Source organism: Vibrio sp. 10N.247.311.47 (assembly GCF_041467535.1).
GTDB classification, from domain to species: Bacteria; Pseudomonadota; Gammaproteobacteria; order Enterobacterales; family Vibrionaceae; genus Vibrio; species Vibrio crassostreae_C.
In genome coordinates this window covers 172,357-192,363 of record NZ_JBFSUR010000001.1, presented here as the reverse complement: position 1 = coordinate 192,363, position 20,007 = coordinate 172,357, and the positions used below count along the sequence as shown (strand labels likewise).

Below are 20,007 nucleotides of genomic sequence, written 5' to 3'. Positions count from 1 at the left end.
AAAGGATCTCAAGCCAGTTGAAATCCTACTGATATAGCCTCTGCCTAAGCGATGCCGACATTCAGACAACAGATAGAACTTAAAGTTGGCATACAAACTACAAATTTTCCAACTAACTACTTGTGTTAACCCACTAATGAGCGCGTTTAAACTAGCTCATTAGCTTTCATTAACTCGTTAGCTTTTCATTAGCTCATTAATAGGGGGCCAAGTGGACGACCACCAACCAAGTGCATGTGAATATGATAAACCTCTTGGCCACCGTGAGAGTTACAGTTCACGATAAGACGATAGCCATCTTCTGCGATGCCTTCTTCTTTTGCTAACTTACGAGCAACAGTAAACATGCGCCCCATCATCGCTTCATCTTCGACTTCAACATCGTTGGTTGTCGGAATCAGCTTGTTTGGGATGATTAGGATATGGCTTGGCGCACGAGGGTTAATATCGCGGAATGCGGTTACTAAATCGTCTTGGTATAGTAGATCTGCTGGGATTTCTTTGTTGATGATCTTAGTAAAAATGGTTTCTTCAGCCATGTTTCTCTCCGATAAAACATTTATTTTTTAATGCTTTGAGTATGCGCTATGCCGCATCAAACCACAATAAATCTGCTTTAAAGCATAATAAAAAACACCGTTCAAATCAAAGAAAACGAGCCTTAGCTCTCAAGAATGGCATGTTGGTTATAACTGAGCGTTATTTTTGACGTATGCGTCATAAAACGCGTAAGCCGAGCTCAATAGAATGCTGACAATTTTGTTAGTTTTACTTTGACCTGACATTAGGTCTGCATTTTTATTTAGGGAGAAAGCCATGAAGGGATCTGTGATCAAGCGTATGTACGCTGGTTTCGCACTGATCATCATCATGTTCGCAGTCACGATAACCATCATGATGAACAGCATGAATCAGATACACAGCAATTTTGAGAGTGTCTCAGAAACCTCATTGCCACTTGTTGCGCTTTCAAATCAAACAAGTGTTCAATTGCTTTCTGCTGATAAGTCATTCAAAGATTTCTTAACCACACAAAACGCTGAACGCATGTCTGCAATGCGTACAGAATTTGCTGCATCACAAAACTCGTTTTCAGAAGTTCTCGGTAGTTTAGAAGCGGCAAGCCAAAACAATGCTTCACTTATTGAACGTATCGCGCAATTAAGAGCAATGGAAGAACGCTACTTCGCCGAAGCTGACGAAGCGATGAACAACTACGTTGCGATGTTCGAAGCGCAAGAACAAGTGCAAAAAGCCTCTCGTGACTTCCAACGTTTACATTCAGAATTAACCGTTGGCATGAAAGAGTACGTCGCCGACCAAAAAAGCATCTCTGTAAAAGTGATGGCAAAGAGCTACTTCATTAAACTGCAAGATGCAGAAGTCATCACCTCTGATGCACTTGCGAGCTCTGATGTTGCCTTCGTTCAGAAAGCCGTTAACCAAAACAAAAAGGCCGTTACTCATCTTAACTACGCTTATCGCGGCCTATCAACACAACTACCAGCACTTAAGAATGTCTTCGATGAGTCAGTTCAGAAGTTCACCAAAGACGTTGGTCAGAAAGGTGGCGTACTAGACAAACACAACAACTACCTACAAGCCAAGCAAGCGCTGTACGTGAACATCGCCAACCTAGCCGTAGAAGTTGACCAAGCAATGGCTGTTTTGGACTCGTTCAACGTGACTGCTGAAGAGCAACTCAACTCATCACTAGCAGACGCAAGCAGCATCTACGACAAAGGCCTATTCAACGCGATTGCCATTGGCATTGTTGTGACCGTGTTCGCTGCTGCAATTGGTTACCACATTGCACATAGCGTAAGAGAGCCATTAACTCGCATCCTAGGTACATTAGAAGGTCTAACCGAAGGTGATATGACTCAGCGTATCGATATTCGCTACGACAACGAGTTCAGCCGTGTGAGCCGTCACATCAATACCTTGGCGGACAACCTACACAACATCCTTGTGAAGCTGAATGACGCTTCAGATGACCTAACCAAGACAGCAAGCGTCAACCAAAAAACCTCTACAGAAACACAGGCTCAACTGAACAGCCAACGTGAGCAAACCGCTACCGTTGCGACCGCAATGACAGAGATGTCTCATTCTGTACAAGAAGTAGCGAACAGCGCGCAAAGCTCACTAAGCATGGTTCAACAAGTAGAATCGGCTTCTGAATCTGGTCGTCAGATCATGAACACCAACATCAGCACCATTAATCAGCTTGAGGTTCGCCTTACTGAATCAGTGGGCGCTGTAGGCGAACTGCAACAGATGAGTAGCCAGATTGGTTCAATCCTTGACGTTATTCGTGGTATTGCAGAACAAACCAACCTACTTGCACTTAACGCGGCAATCGAAGCAGCGCGTGCTGGTGAACAAGGCCGTGGGTTTGCAGTCGTTGCCGATGAAGTACGAGTGCTAGCGCAAAAGACCACTCAATCGACCTCTGAAATCGAGACCATGATCAGTAACCTGCAATCAAGCTCGAAAACAGCAAGCAACGTTATTGAAAGCTGTATGAGCGATATGGACATGTCGGTTCAACAAGCTTCAAGTGCAAACAGTGCGATGGAAGAGATCCAAGCCTTGATTCTAGAGATCAGCCACATGAGTACACACATCTCTCAAGCAGCCGCTGAGCAGAGTGAAACGTCTGGTGATATTGCACGCAACATCGAAGACATCAACCATATCGCAGATAAGAGTTACCAAGCGATGTCTTCAATTGCAGAAGCCAGCCAAAACCTAACAATTTTGGCGAATCAGCAAGGTGATTTAGTACATCAATTCAAACTATAGATAAATGAAGAATCGATAGATATTTAGTGAGATTGTTGAGACTTCTTACCCAATAGTGGTGACTAATTGAGCTAGGGCAACTTTTATCAAGGGTTGCCCTTGTTTTTTATGAGCTTTGTCATTATATGATTATTAAGGCTTGCTGCTTCCCGTTTTTTCTTTCACCTTTATGAGCGAGCCGCTATTAAGGAATTTATATGGCTGTTCATGTTGGCATTATCGATCAAGACCCCATTCGCTTGCTCACCCCATTACTTGATAACCGAACGGTCAGCACTCACATCGTGTTTATCGGTGACAAAAATCAAGTCAGTATGTACAAACGTTTAGACAGCGTTTTGCACAAGCGCGACATTACGAGTGAGTTTTTCGAAATTCCGACCATCGTAAATACATCTGTCATTAAAGAATCTATCCAAACCCTTGCCGAAGACCTCAAAGCACGCGGTCAAGAAGTGAAGCTCAACGCAAGTTGTGGCCTCCGTCACCGCCTACTTTCTGTGTACGAAGTATTCCGTACTTACCACTGGCCAATCTTCGTGGTTGAACCAAATAGCGACAAGCTTTGCTGGTTGTACCCTAATGGTAAAGAAGACGCACAAGTTCAAGACCGCATCACTATCGACGACTACCTAACTGTGTTCGGTGCTCGCGGTGAATTCAGCGATGTTCAGCTGTCTCCGCAACTGGATCAGAAACTTTATGAACTGGGTGAACGTTGGGCAAGTAACGCACTCGAACTAGGCCCTGGCCTTGCGACATTGAACTACCTAGCAACGACCTGCCGTAAAGAACAAAAACTTGATGTAGGCCTATCTGAGAAGCAACAAGGCTATCGCGAGCTCAACATGCTGCTGAGCGATTTGGTTGAAGCTAAAATTGCGACTTACGACAATGGTATTTTGACCTTTGCCAACGAAGACGCGCGCCGCTTCTCAAACGGTGAATGGCTTGAAACCTTGGTTCACAGCACAGTTAAGCAGATCCAAGATGACATGCCGACCATTCAAGACCGTTCTTTGAATGTTCAGGTATACCGTCAACTGGGTGAACGTGAGGTTCGTAACGAGCTTGATGTTGCCTCTGTGGTGAACAATAAGCTGCACATCATCGAATGTAAGACCAAAGGCATGCGTGATGATGGTGATGACACCTTGTACAAACTGGAATCGCTTAGAGACCTGCTAGGTGGCCTACAAGCACGTGCAATGTTAGTGAGCTTCCGCCCTCTTCGCCATAACGACATCACACGAGCTGAAGATCTTGGCCTTGCATTGATTGGCCCTGACGAATTGAAAGATCTTAAAACACACCTAACGGCATGGTTTACAGCTGCGGGTGGCAGTGAAGATCTAGAGTACTAAAAACCAATAAGCTCATGAGAGCTCAATGCTCTTAAGCAGATTGTTAAAAAGGCGAATGACGATTAAGTCACTCGCCTTTTTTGTTGTCTGTTTTCTCTATTGATTACTTTCAGACGGCACAAAAAAATGGCCGCATCATACGATGCGGCCATTTTCAAAATTTAATGTCACTTGAAGACTTAATGCTCTCTAAAACTCAGAGCACTTTAAGACTTAAAGCATTTTACGAACGGCTTCTACAACCACTTTGATTGAACGTGCTTCTGTTACTTTTAGAGTGTCGTGATCAGGCGTCTCTTTTTGAGTACGGTTGATGATTACACCAGCAACACAACCTGCTTTCAGACCAGAACTTGCACACATAGTTAGCAGTGTTGCAGATTCCATCTCGAAGTTTAGAACGCCCATGTCTTGCCATTCTTGCATAGAGCCTTGGAAGCGCTTAACAACGCGACCAGAGAACGTGTCGTAACGCTCTTGACCTGGGTAGAACGTATCGCTTGATGCCGTTACGCCCATGTGAACTGTTGCACCTGATTCATCAACTGCCGCTTTCATTGCTGTTGCAACTTCAAAGTCAGCCACTGCTGGGAACTCCATAGGAGCAAAGTGTAGGCTAGCGCCGTCTAGACGAACAGAACCTGTAGAAACAATCATGTCACCCACGTTTACGTGAGGTTGGATAGCACCAGTCGTACCAACACGTAGGAAAGTGCGAACACCAAGTTGAGCAAGCTCTTCAACTGCGATAGAAGTCGATGGACCACCAATACCTGTTGAACATACAACAACTGGTTTGCCGTCTAGCTCTGCGCGGTAAAGCGTGTATTCACGGTGACTAGCAAGGAATACTGGGTTCTCCATCTCTTCTGCAATTTTTTGCACACGAGCAGGATCACCAGGGATGATCGCAAGAGTAGCACCGTTAAGATCTGCTTCAGTAACACCTAAGTGGAAAACAGCTTGAGACATAGTTCGCTCCTTTTGGCTTATTGGGCTTTTTACCCTTATTTAAGCTCATAGTAAATTCGTGGGGTACGAACACACTCTAACCAAGCTCATTACAAAATGAAGTGACACATGTCACATGAATGATCGCAACAATAATTCAAGTTTCACAAAAAACCGATTGGCATCACAAAAATAAGCAATCCGCACACCTATGTTGCATACTAATGAGACAAAAAGCGCCTTTAACGTATTACCGCTAAAGGCGCTTTTATATTAAGAATGCTCTATGTCGGTGAGCTCGATTTAGTCCGCTTTAGATTTAAATCGAAGCAGACGCAATGCGTTCAATGTCACCAATGCAGTTGCACCACTATCCGCTAAAACTGCCACCCACAAACCGGTAATACCTAACAAGCTTGTCACCAAGAATACGACCTTCAAACCAAGCGCAAGGGCTACGTTTTGACGGATGTTGTTCATGGTCGCTTGCGACAGTTCAATCATCGCTGGCAGCTCAGTTAAACGGTTATGAGTCAGTGCTGAATCCGCCGTTTCCAAAGCGACATCCGTACCACCACCCATTGCGATGCCGACATTCGCCGTTTTCATTGCTGGTGCATCATTAATGCCATCACCGACCATCGCCACGTGCGACTGTTGAGATAACTCCTCAACGTAAGATACCTTGTCGCTTGGCAATAGGCTTGCCTTGTACTGCATACCAATCTTGCTACTGATCGCTGCTGCACTGCGCGGATTATCGCCGGTCAACATGATAGATTGAATACCTAATTCATTAAGTCGTTCAATCGCAAGCTTAGCGTCACTGCGTAACGTATCTTGCCAAGCAATCAGACCAATCACCGTCGTAGCTTGCTCTGTTGATTCTTCTTGATCTTTAACCTCAAGAGCAACCACAACCGTCTTGCCCTCACCTTCTAATGCTTCTACCTGAGAAACCACATCGGCACCAAGTTCGAACGTGACTTTAGACGGTGACAGAACCTGATACTTAACACCATCAACATCCCCTTCAACACCACTACCAATCAACGCTTTCTTGTTGTGTGATTCAGGAATCTCAATATTCAGGTCTTTTACTTTAGCGACAAGTGACTGCGCCAACGGGTGAGTAGAGCCAACTTCAATCGCCCCAACCACACGCAGCATCGCGTCTTGTTGCCACCCCGATAGAGGTTGAATATCCGTAACCTGAGGCTTACCTTCGGTCAGTGTGCCTGTCTTATCGAAGGCGATGGTTTGGATTTTACCAAGCTGCTCTAGCGCTGCGCCGCCTTTAATGAGCGCGCCACGTTTCGCTGCTGCTGCTAAGCCAGAGGTAATCGCTGCAGGAGTCGAGATAACCAAGGCACACGGACAAGCAATCAACAATAGCGCTAGGCCACGGTAAACCCATGTTTCCCATGGCTGCGCAAACAACAATGGTGGTGTGATGATGACCAACAGAGCCACTACCATCATTAACGGTGTGTACCAACGGCTGAACTTATCGAGGAATCGCTCTAGTGGTGCTTTACGAGACTCTGCTTCTTCAATCAGATGAAGAATGCGATCGATCGCGTTCTCACCCTGTTTTGAAGTGATGGTGATACGAACCACTTTATCGACCACCACAGCGCCAGCCATGATGCTATTGCCTTCGATGTGTTCAACAGGAACAGATTCACCGGTTAACGCACTTTCATCAAAGCTTGCCGCGTCTGTAATCAATTGGCCGTCAGCAGGTAAACGAGAGCCCGCGGCCACTTCAATCACATCACCTGGAACCAGTTCACTGACTGCTACTTCTACACGCTCGCCGTTGATGATCTTAGTCGAGTTTTCTGGTACCAATGCCATTAGCGCTTGAACGCCACTTCTTGCTCTTGATGAAGCAAACGCTTCTAAGCGCTCACCAATCAAGAACAACAATAGAACCATCGCTGCTTCCGCAGTTTCGCCAAGGTACAAAGCACCCAGCGCGGCAACACTCATTAAGGTTTCAATAGCAAACGGTGTACCTGAACGCGCCAGCTGAACCGCTTTCTTCGCCACCGGATATAAACCAAGCAGACAAGTTACCGTAAACAAGCCTTCACTTAATTGAGGTGAGGTGATTTTTACAAGCGCCGCAAACAGCATTGCCGCTGCAATCGCGATAATCTGTAAATTAGGTTGGATATAAGCTTGCCAAAAAGTCTCAGGTTGTTGTTTTTCTTTCTTTGAACCGACTTCCGTAAGAGGGAAACCCGTTTTGATAGAGACCTGTTCAATGGTGTCAGCAAGGCTTTGATTATCGAATTTCACAACCAGCTTTTCGGTAGCAAAGAGAACCTTCGCTTGAATAACACCGTCAATATTGCTGATCGCGTTTTCTATTTTTCTTGCACAAGCTGGGCAGTCCATTCCGGCAACCAGCCAACTTTTCGAAAATTTGGCGTCGAGAGATAAAGTTGAGGACTGACTGTCTTCTTCTCCACTGTCCGACGAACTACAACAATCATCTCCAGACGATGACGAAGTAGCAGAAGAGCTACAACAACCAGATGAAGTACCTGCTGCTGTGATGCTTGAAATTTTAGGGCTAGAGCAACTTGCTCCTGCCGCTTGAGGTTGAACGTCCACTTTTGCTGAGCGGCACGCTGCATGTTTTGCGCACATAATGTATCTCCTTAATACTCAAAAGCCTTGAGGTTGTTGCTAACTCACGAGCAACAGAACCTTAAGTTCATCAAAAGTATAAACCTTGGAGGCTACTCCAAGGTCAAGAAGAAGTTTCAAGAAAACAAAAATATTATGCCAGCGCCGATGGCTTACTGAGATTTAAGCTCCGCACACTCTTCACGGTTCGCCGATACATCATCAATAAGCACCGCATCGTGTGAACAGAATGGCTGTGTGTTTAGGCTGACAATCGACACATCGTCTTCCACTGGATCAACTTGAGATCCTTGCATCAGTTCAGCGATATGATGTCGAAGCACCAAGATACCTAAAATTCCGAACAGAACATTACCCAAAGCTTGACCATAAAGAACACCCAAAGCGCCATACCACTCCGAACCTAGATAGACGAACGGCAGAGTACCTAACGTGGCTTTGCCCAAATTCAATGCTGTCGAATAAAGCGGTTTGCCTAAGTTATTAAAAGAGGTGTTGGCAACAAATAGCGCACCGTTAAAGGTGAAGGTTAACGCCACATAGGTACAGAAAGCTGCCACAATGATTGCTGCATCACCTTGTAGACTAAAACCTTGAATGACATAACCTTGAACGAAGTACAACAGAATACAAACAGCGATAGTGTATGCCGTAGTAACCAGCAATGAGTTATTGAGTGTTTCCTTCACTCGGTCCATGCGTTCAGCACCAAAGTTCTGACCAATGATTGGCCCCACAGCGCCAGACAAGGCAAAGATAACCGCAAAACAAACTGGCGTCAGACGACCTATCACGGCAAAGCCCGCGACAAAGTCCTCACCATATTGTGCGATACCCGTTGTCACAATCGCATTACCGATAGGCGTTGCAGTATTAGTGATAATCGCAGGCAGCGCAATCGCCAATATTGGTCGAATATTAATGCGCCATTGCACAAAAGAAGGCGGAGCTACCAGCTGATGGCTGCGAATAAGAGGATAAAGCGAAAAGAATAGCACCGAGAAACGAGCGACAACCGAAGCGATAGCCGCCCCTTCGATGTTCCAACCAAAACCAAAAATAAACAGAGGATCGAGAATCGCGTTAACAATGCCGCCAGACAAAGTTGCCCACATCGAACGCTTAGCATCACCTGCCGCTCTTAAGCCCGCACCCGCTGCCATCGCTAACGCCAAAAATGGACCACTAGGTAGCAAAATCTGTAGGTAAGCTTGAGCGCGTTCGGCTGCAATGCCTTTGGCGCCTATCGCGGCTAGCAGCTCTGGAATATAAGCGAACATGATTGCAGTTATGGTTGAACTGATAACAAACGCAGTCAGCATGATACTGGTGCTTAGGTTTCGAGCGTGCTCTTGATTCTTGGAGCCGATGGCTTTGGACACTAATGCGCCCATGGCAATGGAAGTACCGATAGAAACGGAGGTAGAAAAGAAAGTCAGCGTACCTGCAAAGCCTACCGCAGCAGCCAATTCAACCTGTCCGAGCATACTGATAAACAGCATGTCGAGCAGATCGACCACAAATAACGCCATCAAACCGACAGAGCCAGCCCCCGACATCACCAATATGTGGCGCATCGTTGAACCTTCAACAAACTTTGCCGTTTGATTTGACATGAAACCTCCAAAAGTTGGAATACCCAAGAGCTAAAGCCTAATCAACTGTTCAACTGGCTAGGGATCCAAAAAGAAAGGATCGACCAAGAAAAGCGCTATACAGAAAAAAGGCGCTAGTGCGCCTTTTTTCAATTGAGAGTATTGAGAAAAATAATCGTTCTTAACACGCTACTATACCTGATGTTTGAAGCATTCTTCCAAGTTCTTGCCAATTGCTCTCAAAACATCAGTTCTGGTGATAATACCCACCAGTTTTCGATTATCGATCACAGGGTATGCTTTAGGTTTTCCAACCTGCATCATGTCCGCCAATTCAATAATGGATAAGTCAGGTGACACCGACAGCACTTCTTGGTACATACAGTCACCCACAAGGTGTGTGTCTTGGCAGAAGTAACTGACCTTCACAAGTTTCTCGAGTAAATCCTGCTCTGAAAGGAAGCCAATCACTTGTTCGTTATCATCGATTACGGGCCCACCCATATGGTGGCTACGCATCACTTTGTCTAACGCTAGACTTAACGGCATATCAGGAGTAAATGTCACAACCTGCTGCGTCATGTAATCTTTCACTTTAATAGAATGCATTGCGTTCTCCCTAAATACTTTGCGTCATATATTTTCTATCTTGTTAAGTTAATTGTTGTCTAAAATCTTGATTTTACTAAATGGATTTCAACAATTTTATTGATAGGCAAAACCTAACAAGACAAAAAAGTGAGACAAACAAAGGGTTGAGCACGTTTTCGAACGCCAGAAAAAAGAAAAAAAAGAGCCCTTACAAAGCCTTACTTTCCCTTGCTTAACCTTACTTAGCCGAGCTAGCCTGCGTAAATAAACCCTGTAATCTTCACCTCACTAATAATTAGAAATCCCGTTTTAGGAAGTTCATGCAACACGACAACAACATGTACGCGTATATTTACGCAGGTAACGACGGCACAGAAAACACACTCATCGCCACTATCGATAATCAAGAAAAACCGCTGATATCAAGCTGCGTTGATGAGATAAAACGCATGTCATGCTTAGCCATTGATTTAGCAGCAAAACACGACCTAAAAGTGAAGCTGGTGAAATATCAAAGAGAACAAGAGATCGACTTCGGCCTATTCGTTAAATAGTGAATCCGACACTGATTTGGTTAATCTCTAACTGGCAGCCATAGTAGCATTAGCAAGCGCAATAGCCGTGAATGGCTGCCGAATTCGACCTGACAAGCCTAACGGGTAAAGGCTATAATGATCAGACGGCGCCCTTGCCGATTTTCATTGTCCAAATACGGTTTACTATGTCTTCCCAAACCCCACCTAAAACGTATCTAACGAATTCCTTATCTAAGTTAAAAAGCTACTTTAGTGAGTTATTGGATTTCCAATCACGCATTTGGGTGGTTCATATCTTTGAAGACTCTATTACCGATCAGTCGTTTGTGATTAATGAAGATGGCTTTAAAGAACCGCTAGAGTGGATGAAAAAACGTGATTACCAAGCGAGAATGCTTGATCGTGTTGATAAGATGAAAATCTCACAGGTGATTGAGATTCAGTTCGAAGACAAAATGCATCGCTTGATGCGAGTGAAGTAGCTTTATTGTTTGGGCGTTCACGAAAAGCCCTTGCTAGAAATCAAGTATAAAAAGGCCAGCGCTCGCTGACCTTCTCTCATTGATTACAAACCACCATCTAACGCGCACAATACTCATGCCACAGGCGCACCGCTTTCTGGTATGCCTCAGTTTTATCGTGCGTTTCTGCAAAGAGAATGGCTGTCATGCTGTCGACAACGGTATTCGCCATTAGCGCCATATCTTCAGCCGATGTGCCAAGTACACATTGACTAGGAAGTGGCAGCTCTAGGTTCATCATCTCTTCCCAGTAGAACGATTCGACTTTGTCAGGAGAGCTCATCCATACCGTTTGGCTAACTTTAGGATTATATTCCGACTCACCGTTCATCCCTTTGAATGAAATCACCGAGTGGGATTTATTTCCGATAACATGCTCAACTTCCGCATGAAGTTGTGGAAAGCCAGGATGGAAACTGCCACGCAGACCTAAACGGCCACCACCAGGATTCAATGCTCGAACTACCGTGTTAATTGGTGTTCTCAAACCGTAGCGGTGTTTCCAACCAATCATGGTTTGTGCTTCGGGCGCAAAGTTAGCTAGCGGTAAATAAGCAATGCCGTCTTGTTCAAGAATCGACTTAGCATGTTCAGGGCTCTCAGCACTTTGCACACCGACATCTTGCAAATGGCTTTCAACGTGCGTCCTACCGCTCGGCTTATCCATATAGCCATGCATTAACACTTTATAGCCATTGTCAGCTAAGATTTTTGCCGCCAACAAGTTCCAAGGCTTGCCACTGGCGTTATCGTTACGCTTACCTGCATAACACGGCCAATCAATATCAGCGCCTAAATCTGGCACTCGAGATTGAAACGCTTTTACAAAGCCAGCGATCTCTTCATTGGTTTCATTCTGCACACGAATCAACATCAGTAGCATAGCCATTTGGTCGTCACCGACTTCTCCGCTTAAATACTCATCCATGATGCGGTAGGCTTGTTCGAACGATAAAGGCTTACGCCCTCTTTCTCCTCGTCCAACTGTACGAATACACTCTAAAATACTACTCATTGATTGTTTATTCTCTTCCGTTGATATCAATAAAATTCGAATACACTTTCGATTCTATGATACCCACCGTGCATTGCAAAGCGATTCAGTTGCTCTCGACCGAATTACCAATACGCGGATTGGTGTTCTAAAAGTAAACTTACTGGTGTAAAATTAGCGTATGTAATGCTAACCGCGACATATTGAGTAGTATCCCGATGACTGTAAAAAAAACGCTGAGCCAAAGAAAACGTGAATCGATCGTTGCCGCTGCTATCGCAGAGTTTACTGAGCATGGCTACAAGGCCACCAGCATGGATAAAATATCGAGTCGCGCAGAAGTATCAAAGCGCACCGTATACAATCACTTTGCCAGCAAAGAACTGCTTTTAGATGAGATTCTAGACAGCATTTGGAGCAAAACTCTGGCCGCAACGCATTTCCCTTATCAAGCAGAACTGCCACTTGAAGAACAGCTTTCGTCGATAGCCAATCAAGAACTTGAGTTACTTGAGTCTGAAGGCTTCATCGACCTGTCACGCGTGTTGTTCTCAGAGTATTTCCATAACGCCGAACTGGCGCATCAAGCGATGGAAAAATATTCCCAAGCAGAAAGTGGACTTACAACCTGGATTAAAGCCGCGTTGGCAGACGGTCGTTTAGTAGAACTAGACCCACAATTCGCCTCCACGCAGTTCATTGGTCTGCTTAAGTCTTTTGCGTTTTGGCCGCAAATCATTGGTCATGTGCCGTCACCGGATGCTGCGCACAAACAAGTGATCATTACTTCAAGTGTCGAGATGTTCCTTAAACAATATCAGGCGTGATTTTGGTGGTTGATGAGAATTCAACCACAATAAAACCATCACTGGTATCCGCTGTTATTTTCCCTATACTGCAACCCACTTTCGTCATTACGACTCAGTAAAACTTCAACTTTAGGTAACCCTATGATTACTTTCACCACCAACTTTGGCGATATCGAGATTGAACTGAACCTTGAAAAAGCGCCAGTAACGTCGAAAAACTTCCTTAAATACTGCCAAGACGGTTTCTACGAAGGCACGACATTTCACCGTGTTATTGAAGGTTTCATGATTCAAGGTGGTGGTCACACTATCGACATGACAGAAAAACCAACTCGCGCCCCAATCGTCAACGAAGCAAACCGTGGTTTGAAGAATGTGATTGGTTCTGTGGCAATGGCTCGGACTGATGCACCACATTCTGCAACGGCGCAGTTCTTCATCAACCTTGATGACAACGATTTCCTAGATCACACCTCAACAACCAATGCTGGCTGGGGTTACGCGGTATTCGGTAAGGTTTCAGCAGGTATGGATGTGGTAAACAAAATTGCGAAAGCACCAACAACCATTCGCTGGGGACACGAAGATGTGCCTTGCGAAGATATTGTGATTACAAAAGTCACTATTCGCGACTAATTCATTCACGTCCTTTCCCGCCCCTAGTGCATTCGAATTGATGGCATAAAGAAAAGAAGGCTGTGCGATAGGACTATGGTGGTAAGGGTTCGACTTTACCACCTGTATTCAAAGCTCGTTGTTAGAATAGTTACCAGCGAGAACGATAAGTACGGTGACACCCTTTGCACGTCTTATTCGCAGAATTTAACCCTTGCTCTGCACTCGACAAGTCTTGTTCAACACTCGCCTGATAAGGCTCAGAAAAGCACTTGAAGAACAACCCACACTCGGCCTTGCGCCGAGTGTTTTATTTTCGTCTCGACCATTTGATATAGCAAAATAGTGAAGCAATGATCACCGCCCCACCGAGCAGCTTCTGCATCTCTACACTTTCGCCAAGCACACTCACACTTAACAGCAGCGTCCACACAGGCTCAAGAATCATGATCAATGCCGCCACTTCCATGTTCACGGAGTGCTGACCGACCGTTTGTAGCAAGTAACGAATAGACGTTGCGATCACCGCAGAGACAATAAACCAGAAGACTAAGGTTTTGGTGATTTCGAACTCCGGCTGAGCTGTCATAGAAGCAAAGGCTAAACCACTCACACCCACCACAAACAGTTGCACACAGATTGATGCGATAGGCTTGATATTGGTAATCACACGCTTGTTCATCACAAAGTGAACAGACAACAAAATCGATGCTAGTAAGAAATAAATCTGACTCTGCTCAACATGCCAGCCGTTACCCAAAGTCAGCAACAGCATGCCAATAATCGCGATCGGGAAAGACATCCAAAACGCGCGATTAGGCTTAACTCGAAACAAAATCCAAGACACAAACGGTGCAATGATCATGGCTAAGCTCATGATGAATGCCCCTTCCGACAAGCTTTCAGTCACCGAAACTGCAAACACCCATACCTGCAATGAGGCAGACAACAACAAACCCACGCCGCAAAGAGACAGAATCTGCTTAAACGAAAGCTTACGAATATGGTGAATACAAAATGGCAGAAGAATAAGACTCGCGACGAGGAATCGCACACCAATGAACACTGGCCCAGGCATTTCTAATACCACCAGCTTAGATGCAATCCATCCCACCCCAGCTAGCAGGGTGGCAAATAGAAGGTAAAGCTCTCCGCGCATCGCTTTCACGTTCATCATTTTACTTAGTCCAATAACAAAAAAAGCAACCCGACTCTGCAAGGTTGCTTTTTATAAACATTCAACAGGATCGAGATACTATCTCAATACTCTGCTTCAGGCAGCTGTTTTTAGCCTGCGTATTCTGGGTAATCCGTTAAACCTTTTTCAGCACCACCGAACAATGTGTTTGGATCGTGCGCTGCAAGTGGGTAACCATTTTGAATACGAGCTGGTAAATCTGGGTTCGCAACGAATGGACGACCAAAACCAACCATGTCAGTTACGCCTTCAGCAACGGCTTTTTCGCCACGCTCGCTATCGTATTTACCCGCATAAATAAGGACACCCTCGTAGGCTTCACGAACTGCTGCTTTAAATGCTTTTGGCGTTTCAGGTGCATCGTCCCAATCAACTTCTGCAATGTGTAGGTAAACAATTTTGTATAGGTTAAGTAGTGCTGCCGCCGCTGTGTAAGTCTCTACTGGTGTAGCGTCAACCGTACCATTCAACGATGTGAACGGAGCAAGGCGTACACCAACACGGTCAGCACCAATCGCTTCAACCATAGCTTCAACCACTTCGCCTAGGAAACGTAAACGGTTTTCAATTGAACCACCGTATTCGTCAGTGCGGTTGTTTGCTTCAGAATCGATGAATTGGTTGATTAAGTAACCATTCGCTGCGTGAAGTTCGATACCATCAAAGCCTGCTTCAACCGCATTCAAAGCCGCTTGGCGATACTGTTCAACCACCTCTTTGATGTCTTGTTTCGTCATTTCACGAGGTTCAACCACATCAACAAAGCCCGGTTCATCAGTACCGTTATCGATGAATACCTTTACGTTTTGTGCTTTAAGTGCAGAAGACGAGATTGGCTGTTCACCACCAATGTTGTCTGGGTGTGTTACACGGCCTACATGCCAAAGTTGAGCGAAGATAACGCCCTCTTTTTCATGTACGGCATCAGTCACTTTTTTCCAACCAGCGATCTGCTCATCAGAATAGATACCCGGAGTCCAAGCATAGCCTTGACCCATAGGTGAAATTTGTGTGCCTTCAGCAATAATCAAACCTGCAGAAGCACGCTGAGCGTAGTAAGCCGCCATCATATCGTTTGCTGAATTACCAGGTTGCGTTGCGCGAGAACGCGTCATCGGTGGCATAACAATACGGTTTTTAAGCTCGATATTACCAAGTTGAATTGGTTGAAATAGTGCGTTTGTCATTGTTATATCCTCGATTAACCTAGTTGAATCAGTTCGATTTGGTAGCCGTCTGGGTCAGTAATAAAAGCGATATGAGTTGAGCCGCCTTTCACTGGACCCGCTTCGCGAGTGACGTTGCCACCTAGCGATTTGATTTTGTCACATGCTGCGTAAATATCTTCTACACCCAATGCCAGATGACCAAACGCGCTGCCCATCTCGTACTCATTCGTATCCCAGTTGTACGTTAGCTCGATAGTCGTGCCGCCTTGCTCATAGCCAACAAAAACCAATGTGTAGCGGTACTCTTTGTTTTCGTGGCGTTCAAGTTCCTTCATTCCCAATACCTTGGTGTAGAACTCGATAGACTTGTCTAAATCAGTAACTCGGATCATTGTGTGTAGGAATTTCATATTTCGCCCTTTTTAGCCCAGCAACCTGAGCCGATATAATCGTGAGTGGAGGTTACCCACTTCTTTGTTAGGGTTAATATACGAGCTGACAGCAAATAAATGAAATTATCATAAATTCTCATTGTGATAATTTTTTATTATAACTCACTTAATACAAGTGATTTGTTAAGAAGATATTTGGCAAACAAAAGATAGGGCGACGATCAGAAAGCGGAGCGCCAACTGTTTAGTGATTTAGACATGTCATTAGTCGTATTGATGATCTGCTCTCTCAACCACTTATGTGCCGGATCGGTGTTCTGTTTTTTCAACCAAATGAGGTAATGAGAGATAGGCTGATAATCGAAAGGCGGTTTGAACAACTGTAACCCAAGACGTTCCTGATACTGGTTCGCCATAGAAAGCGGCACAACAGTGATGTAATCAGTCTGGCTACACAGCATTAGGTTACTGGCCATAGAGCTGCCGTGAATTACAATTTTACGCGAGGATAAGTCTAACGAAGTGTAGTGAGTCAAACTTCTTACTTGGCGACGTGTTCTGGCTAAAACCGCATGTTGCTCACTGAGATATTGCGCCTCGGTGATCTCACCTTTGATCCTAGGGTGCCCATTTCGGCAAACAATCACAAACTCACTATCGTAGAGCTTTTCGCTCATCATGCTTGAATGCTCAGGCAACACAATGTCGATCATCAAATCAAACTTCTGAGTTAATAGATCCTCATGGACTTGATCATCACTATCTGGTTGGTCATACACCTCAAGAGATAAGCCTTGGTTAGATAACTGAGAAAATCGATCGAGCAACATCCACTTTAAATGTTCGGGAACCGAAGCCACAAACCTGCGCTCTGTACTCGCTTCATCAAACCCAGCCATACCTTGAAACACGCCGTTGAGCTCGTGTATTGGCGCTTTGATTTGCTCATACAAGCTTTGCGAGTAAGCAGTAGGCACAACCCCTCGCCCACTGCGCACAAACAACTCTTGGCCAATTTCATTTTTCAGTCGGCCGAGCGCAGTGCTGATCGTCGATTGATTGGTATTCAAATGATCGGCAGCCTTACTCAAACTGCCCTGCTCCATCACCGCTGAAAACACAGCCAATAAGTTAAAATTCGGAATGTCATTACTCATGATTCAGTGCTCATTTGGCGATAGATTTAATTATCTTATCGTAAAAACGATAGAATGAAACAACGGATGCTCATTGAGAAAACAAAACTGAGAAGGAAGCATCATATGGTAAAGAGCAAAAATGTCAGAACAACTCACTCTTTCGAATAGCTGCCACATTCGCCAGATTGGAATCTAAATCTCTTCGCTGTGCCAGTAACGCTTAATCCACCCAAACTCACCCTAGACTGGTCGGAGTATTCAATATTTCCGTCCTGCCTTATTGATACTTTTATAGCCACTTCTATGATCCAGGCTAATTAAATAGACATATTTTATAAGCCGAGTTTGAGCCTGTTCAAATAAACCCACCTCACGTTTAAGCAACCACTCAATTCATCGTAATTACGATAATTCAATATCGCAATAATGCGTAGATAGCACCAGTTACACTTCCTATTATTTCGCCAACAAATCAATTCTTAACCTAAACAGAAAACCTAAAAATGTGTAGATGATGGTGTTGCACACATCACGGAAGACGGCCTTAAAACCCAATGCAGCAAACGAACCTATCAATGGTAGACGTTACTTAAGAATGATTTCGCCAGGTGTTTTTAACACTCTATTCGCGAGAATGCGTTGTCTACGTGGTCAAAGCGATTTTTAATTGTCATCTAGTACTTTTGACTCAGTAGGTCTATACGGTTACGTGAGTTCAACACCTCTTTCAGATGTCTTCTAAAAGTCTTGTACCAAGGCTGCACTTTCTCTCTCCTTATTTAGGTTGAGATATGAACTTTATAAAAATCGTTTTCCAGAAAATCTGGGCCGTTGTGATGGTCTTGATTAAATTCTGCCTGTTTATGGCGGTAATGTTTGCTGGTGCATGGGCTCTTGCACCGTTAGGCACAATCCATTCTAAAGACATCGACATGTCTCAATTCAACAATCATCCCAATGAAATGATGATGAACTTCTTCCAGATGGAGTACTTCTCTGGTTACTTGTTCTCAGTGACCATTGCTGTCGTATTAGCCGGTATTTACGGCATGTGGCAATTGCATGAACTGGGAGTGCATAAAGCAAAAGAGCACAAAAGCGCTCACGTACAGATCGTGTTTGCACTGTCACTTTGTGGACTGTTCATCAGCAAAACATTCTGGGTTATCGCCTTGGTCATCGCATTGGCGAACTGGAAACATATTGGTCAATCACTGAGTGATGTGATTCGCCGTGGTGTACAACCTAAACGAGACGCGACTAATACAGAGGCCTCCGTAGTCCACGTATCACCTGAAGAACCAGTAACGGAGCCGTCTCAAACCAAACAATCTCCAGTAGAACAGTCTCCAGAAGCTCAGCCTTCAAAAGAAAAGACTCCAACAACACCATCCGCTACAGAAAAAGAGGTCGCATAATGAAAGAGATGATGATTCCATACATCCTAATTGTATGGTCACTGTTTGCGACAGGCGCACTTAAGAAGAACTTCAAGAACTACACATGGGCTGCCATTGGCGGCGTAACGATTCTTGCAGTATTAGCAGTAATCTCTCGCTTGTGGGCACCCGTTGATTTAACCAACTCAACCACAGTCAAAGCACCACACGCGGTGATGTCACCTATCTTTGGTCAGCAGATCGACCAAGTGCTTGTTGAGCACAACCAAATGGTTAAAGAAGGCGACATAATCTACACTCTCGTCGACATCAATTCTGCCGCAGATAAAGCCAAGATCGAATCTTCAATTGTTCAGAAAGAAGAACAAATCAAGCAGATGGATCGCGATTTAGAGCGTGCTGAAACGTCACCTGAAATCTTCAATATGCGTGACGTAGAAAAGTACGACTCTGATCTTCGAGTGCTGCATGCTGAACTGGTGTCGTTAAAAGCCGATTTACAAAAAGTAAATTGGGCGCAAGAGAAAAAGACCATTAGAGCTGAGTTTGATGGTCAGGTATCGATAGTGAATATTGCTGAAGGTTCTGTCATGGGTAACATGCACCTCTACAACACCAGCAAAAAGTTTCTTGAGATGCGTATTTCAGACCAAACTTATGGCTATGTTCAAGTAGGAGACTTCGCTGAGTTCTTCGTTGATGCATACCCAGGCCACGTGTTCCGAGCAAAAGTACACAGCTTTAATGCCGGTACCGGTGAGTCGAGTATTTCTCCACTTCAGGGGCCACAAAGCGTCGGTCAACACGTGGTAAGAAACGGCAATGGTTTAGGTCGTACTATCGTACTTGAGATCATTGAACCAGAAGGTTACAACATCCCTATTGGTTCAACTGGCGCGGCTTGGATCTCGGCAGAGAAACCACATCCGTTCTGGGGCTTCATTGATGTAATCGGCGCAGCAACAGTTCGCCTACAATCTTACAAGTCATACCTAGGTGCTTGGTAAACGATTAAGCTCTTGGTAAACGATTAGCTCTTGATAAGCAATTAAGTATTCAATGATTTGGCTGTTATTCACTCGTATCACAGCCACTCATGAACTAGCGACTAATTGTAAAACAAATGCCCTGAATTTCAGGGCATTTTTGTATCTGTTGCAAGCTCATTTACTAATTGATTTAGATCAAAATTAATCGCCAATACAATCGTTTATCAAACAAATCATCGAAAAAACGATAGATTGAAATATTATTACCGCGTAGA

18 protein-coding genes and 1 pseudogene are annotated in these 20,007 nt (G+C 44.7%); 8 read left to right on the top strand and 11 right to left on the bottom strand.

The window, feature by feature from the left end; all coding sequences use genetic code 11:
- Positions 1–188: 188 nt before the first annotated feature.
- Positions 189–539 carry a purine nucleoside phosphoramidase gene (hinT, locus tag AB6E51_RS00825; RefSeq protein WP_017065295.1) on the bottom strand — a complete coding sequence of 117 codons (351 nt, stop codon included), beginning with the start codon at positions 537–539 and terminating at the stop codon, positions 189–191.
- Positions 540–816: 277 nt separating this feature from the next.
- Between hinT and AB6E51_RS00820 the strand changes: the two genes are divergently transcribed.
- The gene (locus tag AB6E51_RS00820; protein WP_229648073.1) at positions 817–2,808 is read left to right on the top strand and encodes a methyl-accepting chemotaxis protein; all 1,992 of its coding nucleotides are present in this window, start codon (positions 817–819) and stop codon (positions 2,806–2,808) included.
- Between the two features lie 197 nt (positions 2,809–3,005).
- On the top strand, positions 3,006–4,172 hold the full coding sequence (locus AB6E51_RS00815; RefSeq protein ID WP_017065293.1) for a DUF1887 family protein: 1,167 nt from the start codon (positions 3,006–3,008) through the stop codon (positions 4,170–4,172).
- Positions 4,173–4,385: 213 nt separating this feature from the next.
- Here the strand turns inward: AB6E51_RS00815 and udp are convergent, their stop codons facing one another.
- The 4 genes from udp to AB6E51_RS00795 all read right to left on the bottom strand — a co-directional run bounded on the left by udp (position 4,386) and on the right by AB6E51_RS00795 (position 9,988).
- Entirely contained in the window at positions 4,386–5,144 is a 759-nt protein-coding gene (udp, locus tag AB6E51_RS00810; protein WP_372139803.1) for a uridine phosphorylase, read from the bottom strand.
- A 282-nt stretch (positions 5,145–5,426) separates the two neighbouring features.
- Positions 5,427–7,784 (bottom strand): zinc/cadmium/mercury/lead-transporting ATPase, encoded by a 2,358-nt coding sequence (locus tag AB6E51_RS00805; RefSeq protein WP_372058571.1) that lies wholly within the window; start codon positions 7,782–7,784, stop codon positions 5,427–5,429.
- Between the two features lie 152 nt (positions 7,785–7,936).
- Entirely contained in the window at positions 7,937–9,400 is a 1,464-nt protein-coding gene (locus tag AB6E51_RS00800) for an MATE family efflux transporter (protein WP_371724662.1), read from the bottom strand.
- A 171-nt stretch (positions 9,401–9,571) separates the two neighbouring features.
- Entirely contained in the window at positions 9,572–9,988 is a 417-nt protein-coding gene (locus AB6E51_RS00795; RefSeq protein WP_017060213.1) for a CBS domain-containing protein, read from the bottom strand.
- A gap of 302 nt (positions 9,989–10,290) precedes the next feature.
- Between AB6E51_RS00795 and AB6E51_RS00790 the strand changes: the two genes are divergently transcribed.
- Both AB6E51_RS00790 and AB6E51_RS00785 read left to right on the top strand, forming a co-directional pair.
- Positions 10,291–10,524 (top strand): hypothetical protein, encoded by a 234-nt coding sequence (locus AB6E51_RS00790; RefSeq protein ID WP_017060212.1) that lies wholly within the window; start codon positions 10,291–10,293, stop codon positions 10,522–10,524.
- Between the two features lie 167 nt (positions 10,525–10,691).
- A complete protein-coding gene (locus tag AB6E51_RS00785) occupies positions 10,692–10,988 on the top strand; it encodes a hypothetical protein (protein WP_029235295.1) in 297 nt (98 codons plus the stop codon).
- A gap of 97 nt (positions 10,989–11,085) precedes the next feature.
- Here the strand turns inward: AB6E51_RS00785 and AB6E51_RS00780 are convergent, their stop codons facing one another.
- A complete protein-coding gene (locus AB6E51_RS00780) occupies positions 11,086–12,072 on the bottom strand; it encodes a glycosyl transferase family protein (RefSeq protein WP_081324522.1) in 987 nt (328 codons plus the stop codon).
- Positions 12,073–12,239: 167 nt separating this feature from the next.
- On the opposite strand from AB6E51_RS00780, the gene AB6E51_RS00775 reads away from it, so the two are divergent.
- The gene (locus AB6E51_RS00775) at positions 12,240–12,848 is read left to right on the top strand and encodes a TetR/AcrR family transcriptional regulator (RefSeq protein ID WP_017065287.1); all 609 of its coding nucleotides are present in this window, start codon (positions 12,240–12,242) and stop codon (positions 12,846–12,848) included.
- A 123-nt stretch (positions 12,849–12,971) separates the two neighbouring features.
- Positions 12,972–13,466, top strand: a complete 495-nt coding sequence (locus AB6E51_RS00770; protein WP_017060208.1) for a peptidylprolyl isomerase — start codon at positions 12,972–12,974, stop codon at positions 13,464–13,466.
- Between the two features lie 130 nt (positions 13,467–13,596).
- On the opposite strand, the pseudogene AB6E51_RS00765 reads toward AB6E51_RS00770, so the two are convergent.
- The 5 genes and pseudogenes from AB6E51_RS00765 to AB6E51_RS00745 form a co-directional block, all read right to left on the bottom strand.
- Positions 13,597–13,713 (bottom strand): annotated as a pseudogene (locus AB6E51_RS00765) (cytochrome c); the annotation flags it as partial.
- A 42-nt stretch (positions 13,714–13,755) separates the two neighbouring features.
- The gene (locus tag AB6E51_RS00760; RefSeq protein ID WP_372058572.1) at positions 13,756–14,622 is read right to left on the bottom strand and encodes a DMT family transporter; all 867 of its coding nucleotides are present in this window, start codon (positions 14,620–14,622) and stop codon (positions 13,756–13,758) included.
- A gap of 110 nt (positions 14,623–14,732) precedes the next feature.
- A complete protein-coding gene (locus tag AB6E51_RS00755; protein WP_017065285.1) occupies positions 14,733–15,830 on the bottom strand; it encodes an alkene reductase in 1,098 nt (365 codons plus the stop codon).
- Between the two features lie 14 nt (positions 15,831–15,844).
- Positions 15,845–16,222: a lactoylglutathione lyase gene (gloA, locus tag AB6E51_RS00750; protein WP_017066787.1), complete on the bottom strand. Its 378-nt coding sequence runs from the start codon at positions 16,220–16,222 to the stop codon at positions 15,845–15,847.
- Between the two features lie 203 nt (positions 16,223–16,425).
- Positions 16,426–17,361, bottom strand: coding sequence for a LysR family transcriptional regulator (locus AB6E51_RS00745; protein WP_017068098.1), 936 nt, complete (start codon positions 17,359–17,361; stop codon positions 16,426–16,428).
- Positions 17,362–18,134: 773 nt separating this feature from the next.
- Here AB6E51_RS00745 and AB6E51_RS00740 point away from each other — a divergent pair.
- Both AB6E51_RS00740 and AB6E51_RS00735 read left to right on the top strand, forming a co-directional pair.
- Complete coding sequence (locus AB6E51_RS00740; RefSeq protein WP_372058573.1) at positions 18,135–18,761, top strand: magnesium transporter; 627 nt, start codon at positions 18,135–18,137, stop codon at positions 18,759–18,761.
- On the top strand, positions 18,761–19,750 hold the full coding sequence (locus tag AB6E51_RS00735) for an efflux RND transporter periplasmic adaptor subunit (protein ID WP_017060202.1): 990 nt from the start codon (positions 18,761–18,763) through the stop codon (positions 19,748–19,750). The genes AB6E51_RS00740 and AB6E51_RS00735 overlap by 1 nt, the downstream gene beginning before the upstream one ends.
- Positions 19,751–20,007 lie beyond the last annotated feature (257 nt).

What these genes read in the sequence shown, in the direction of transcription:
- AB6E51_RS00775 (WP_017065287.1), top strand. Translation starts at nt 12,240, where the DNA reads ATGACTGTAAAAAAAACGCTGAGCCAAAGAAAACGTGAATCGATCGTT.
- AB6E51_RS00820 (WP_229648073.1), top strand. Translation starts at nt 817, where the DNA reads ATGAAGGGATCTGTGATCAAGCGTATGTACGCTGGTTTCGCACTGATC.
- AB6E51_RS00745 (WP_017068098.1), bottom strand. Translation starts at nt 17,361, where the DNA reads ATGAGTAATGACATTCCGAATTTTAACTTATTGGCTGTGTTTTCAGCG.
- AB6E51_RS00735 (WP_017060202.1), top strand. Translation starts at nt 18,761, where the DNA reads ATGAAAGAGATGATGATTCCATACATCCTAATTGTATGGTCACTGTTT.
- AB6E51_RS00760 (WP_372058572.1), bottom strand. Translation starts at nt 14,622, where the DNA reads ATGATGAACGTGAAAGCGATGCGCGGAGAGCTTTACCTTCTATTTGCC.
- AB6E51_RS00770 (WP_017060208.1), top strand. Translation starts at nt 12,972, where the DNA reads ATGATTACTTTCACCACCAACTTTGGCGATATCGAGATTGAACTGAAC.
- gloA (WP_017066787.1), bottom strand. Translation starts at nt 16,222, where the DNA reads ATGAAATTCCTACACACAATGATCCGAGTTACTGATTTAGACAAGTCT.
- AB6E51_RS00785 (WP_029235295.1), top strand. Translation starts at nt 10,692, where the DNA reads ATGTCTTCCCAAACCCCACCTAAAACGTATCTAACGAATTCCTTATCT.
- AB6E51_RS00790 (WP_017060212.1), top strand. Translation starts at nt 10,291, where the DNA reads ATGCAACACGACAACAACATGTACGCGTATATTTACGCAGGTAACGAC.
- AB6E51_RS00755 (WP_017065285.1), bottom strand. Translation starts at nt 15,830, where the DNA reads ATGACAAACGCACTATTTCAACCAATTCAACTTGGTAATATCGAGCTT.
- hinT (WP_017065295.1), bottom strand. Translation starts at nt 539, where the DNA reads ATGGCTGAAGAAACCATTTTTACTAAGATCATCAACAAAGAAATCCCA.
- AB6E51_RS00800 (WP_371724662.1), bottom strand. Translation starts at nt 9,400, where the DNA reads ATGTCAAATCAAACGGCAAAGTTTGTTGAAGGTTCAACGATGCGCCAC.
- udp (WP_372139803.1), bottom strand. Translation starts at nt 5,144, where the DNA reads ATGTCTCAAGCTGTTTTCCACTTAGGTGTTACTGAAGCAGATCTTAAC.
- AB6E51_RS00805 (WP_372058571.1), bottom strand. Translation starts at nt 7,784, where the DNA reads ATGTGCGCAAAACATGCAGCGTGCCGCTCAGCAAAAGTGGACGTTCAA.
- AB6E51_RS00795 (WP_017060213.1), bottom strand. Translation starts at nt 9,988, where the DNA reads ATGCATTCTATTAAAGTGAAAGATTACATGACGCAGCAGGTTGTGACA.
- AB6E51_RS00815 (WP_017065293.1), top strand. Translation starts at nt 3,006, where the DNA reads ATGGCTGTTCATGTTGGCATTATCGATCAAGACCCCATTCGCTTGCTC.
- AB6E51_RS00740 (WP_372058573.1), top strand. Translation starts at nt 18,135, where the DNA reads ATGAACTTTATAAAAATCGTTTTCCAGAAAATCTGGGCCGTTGTGATG.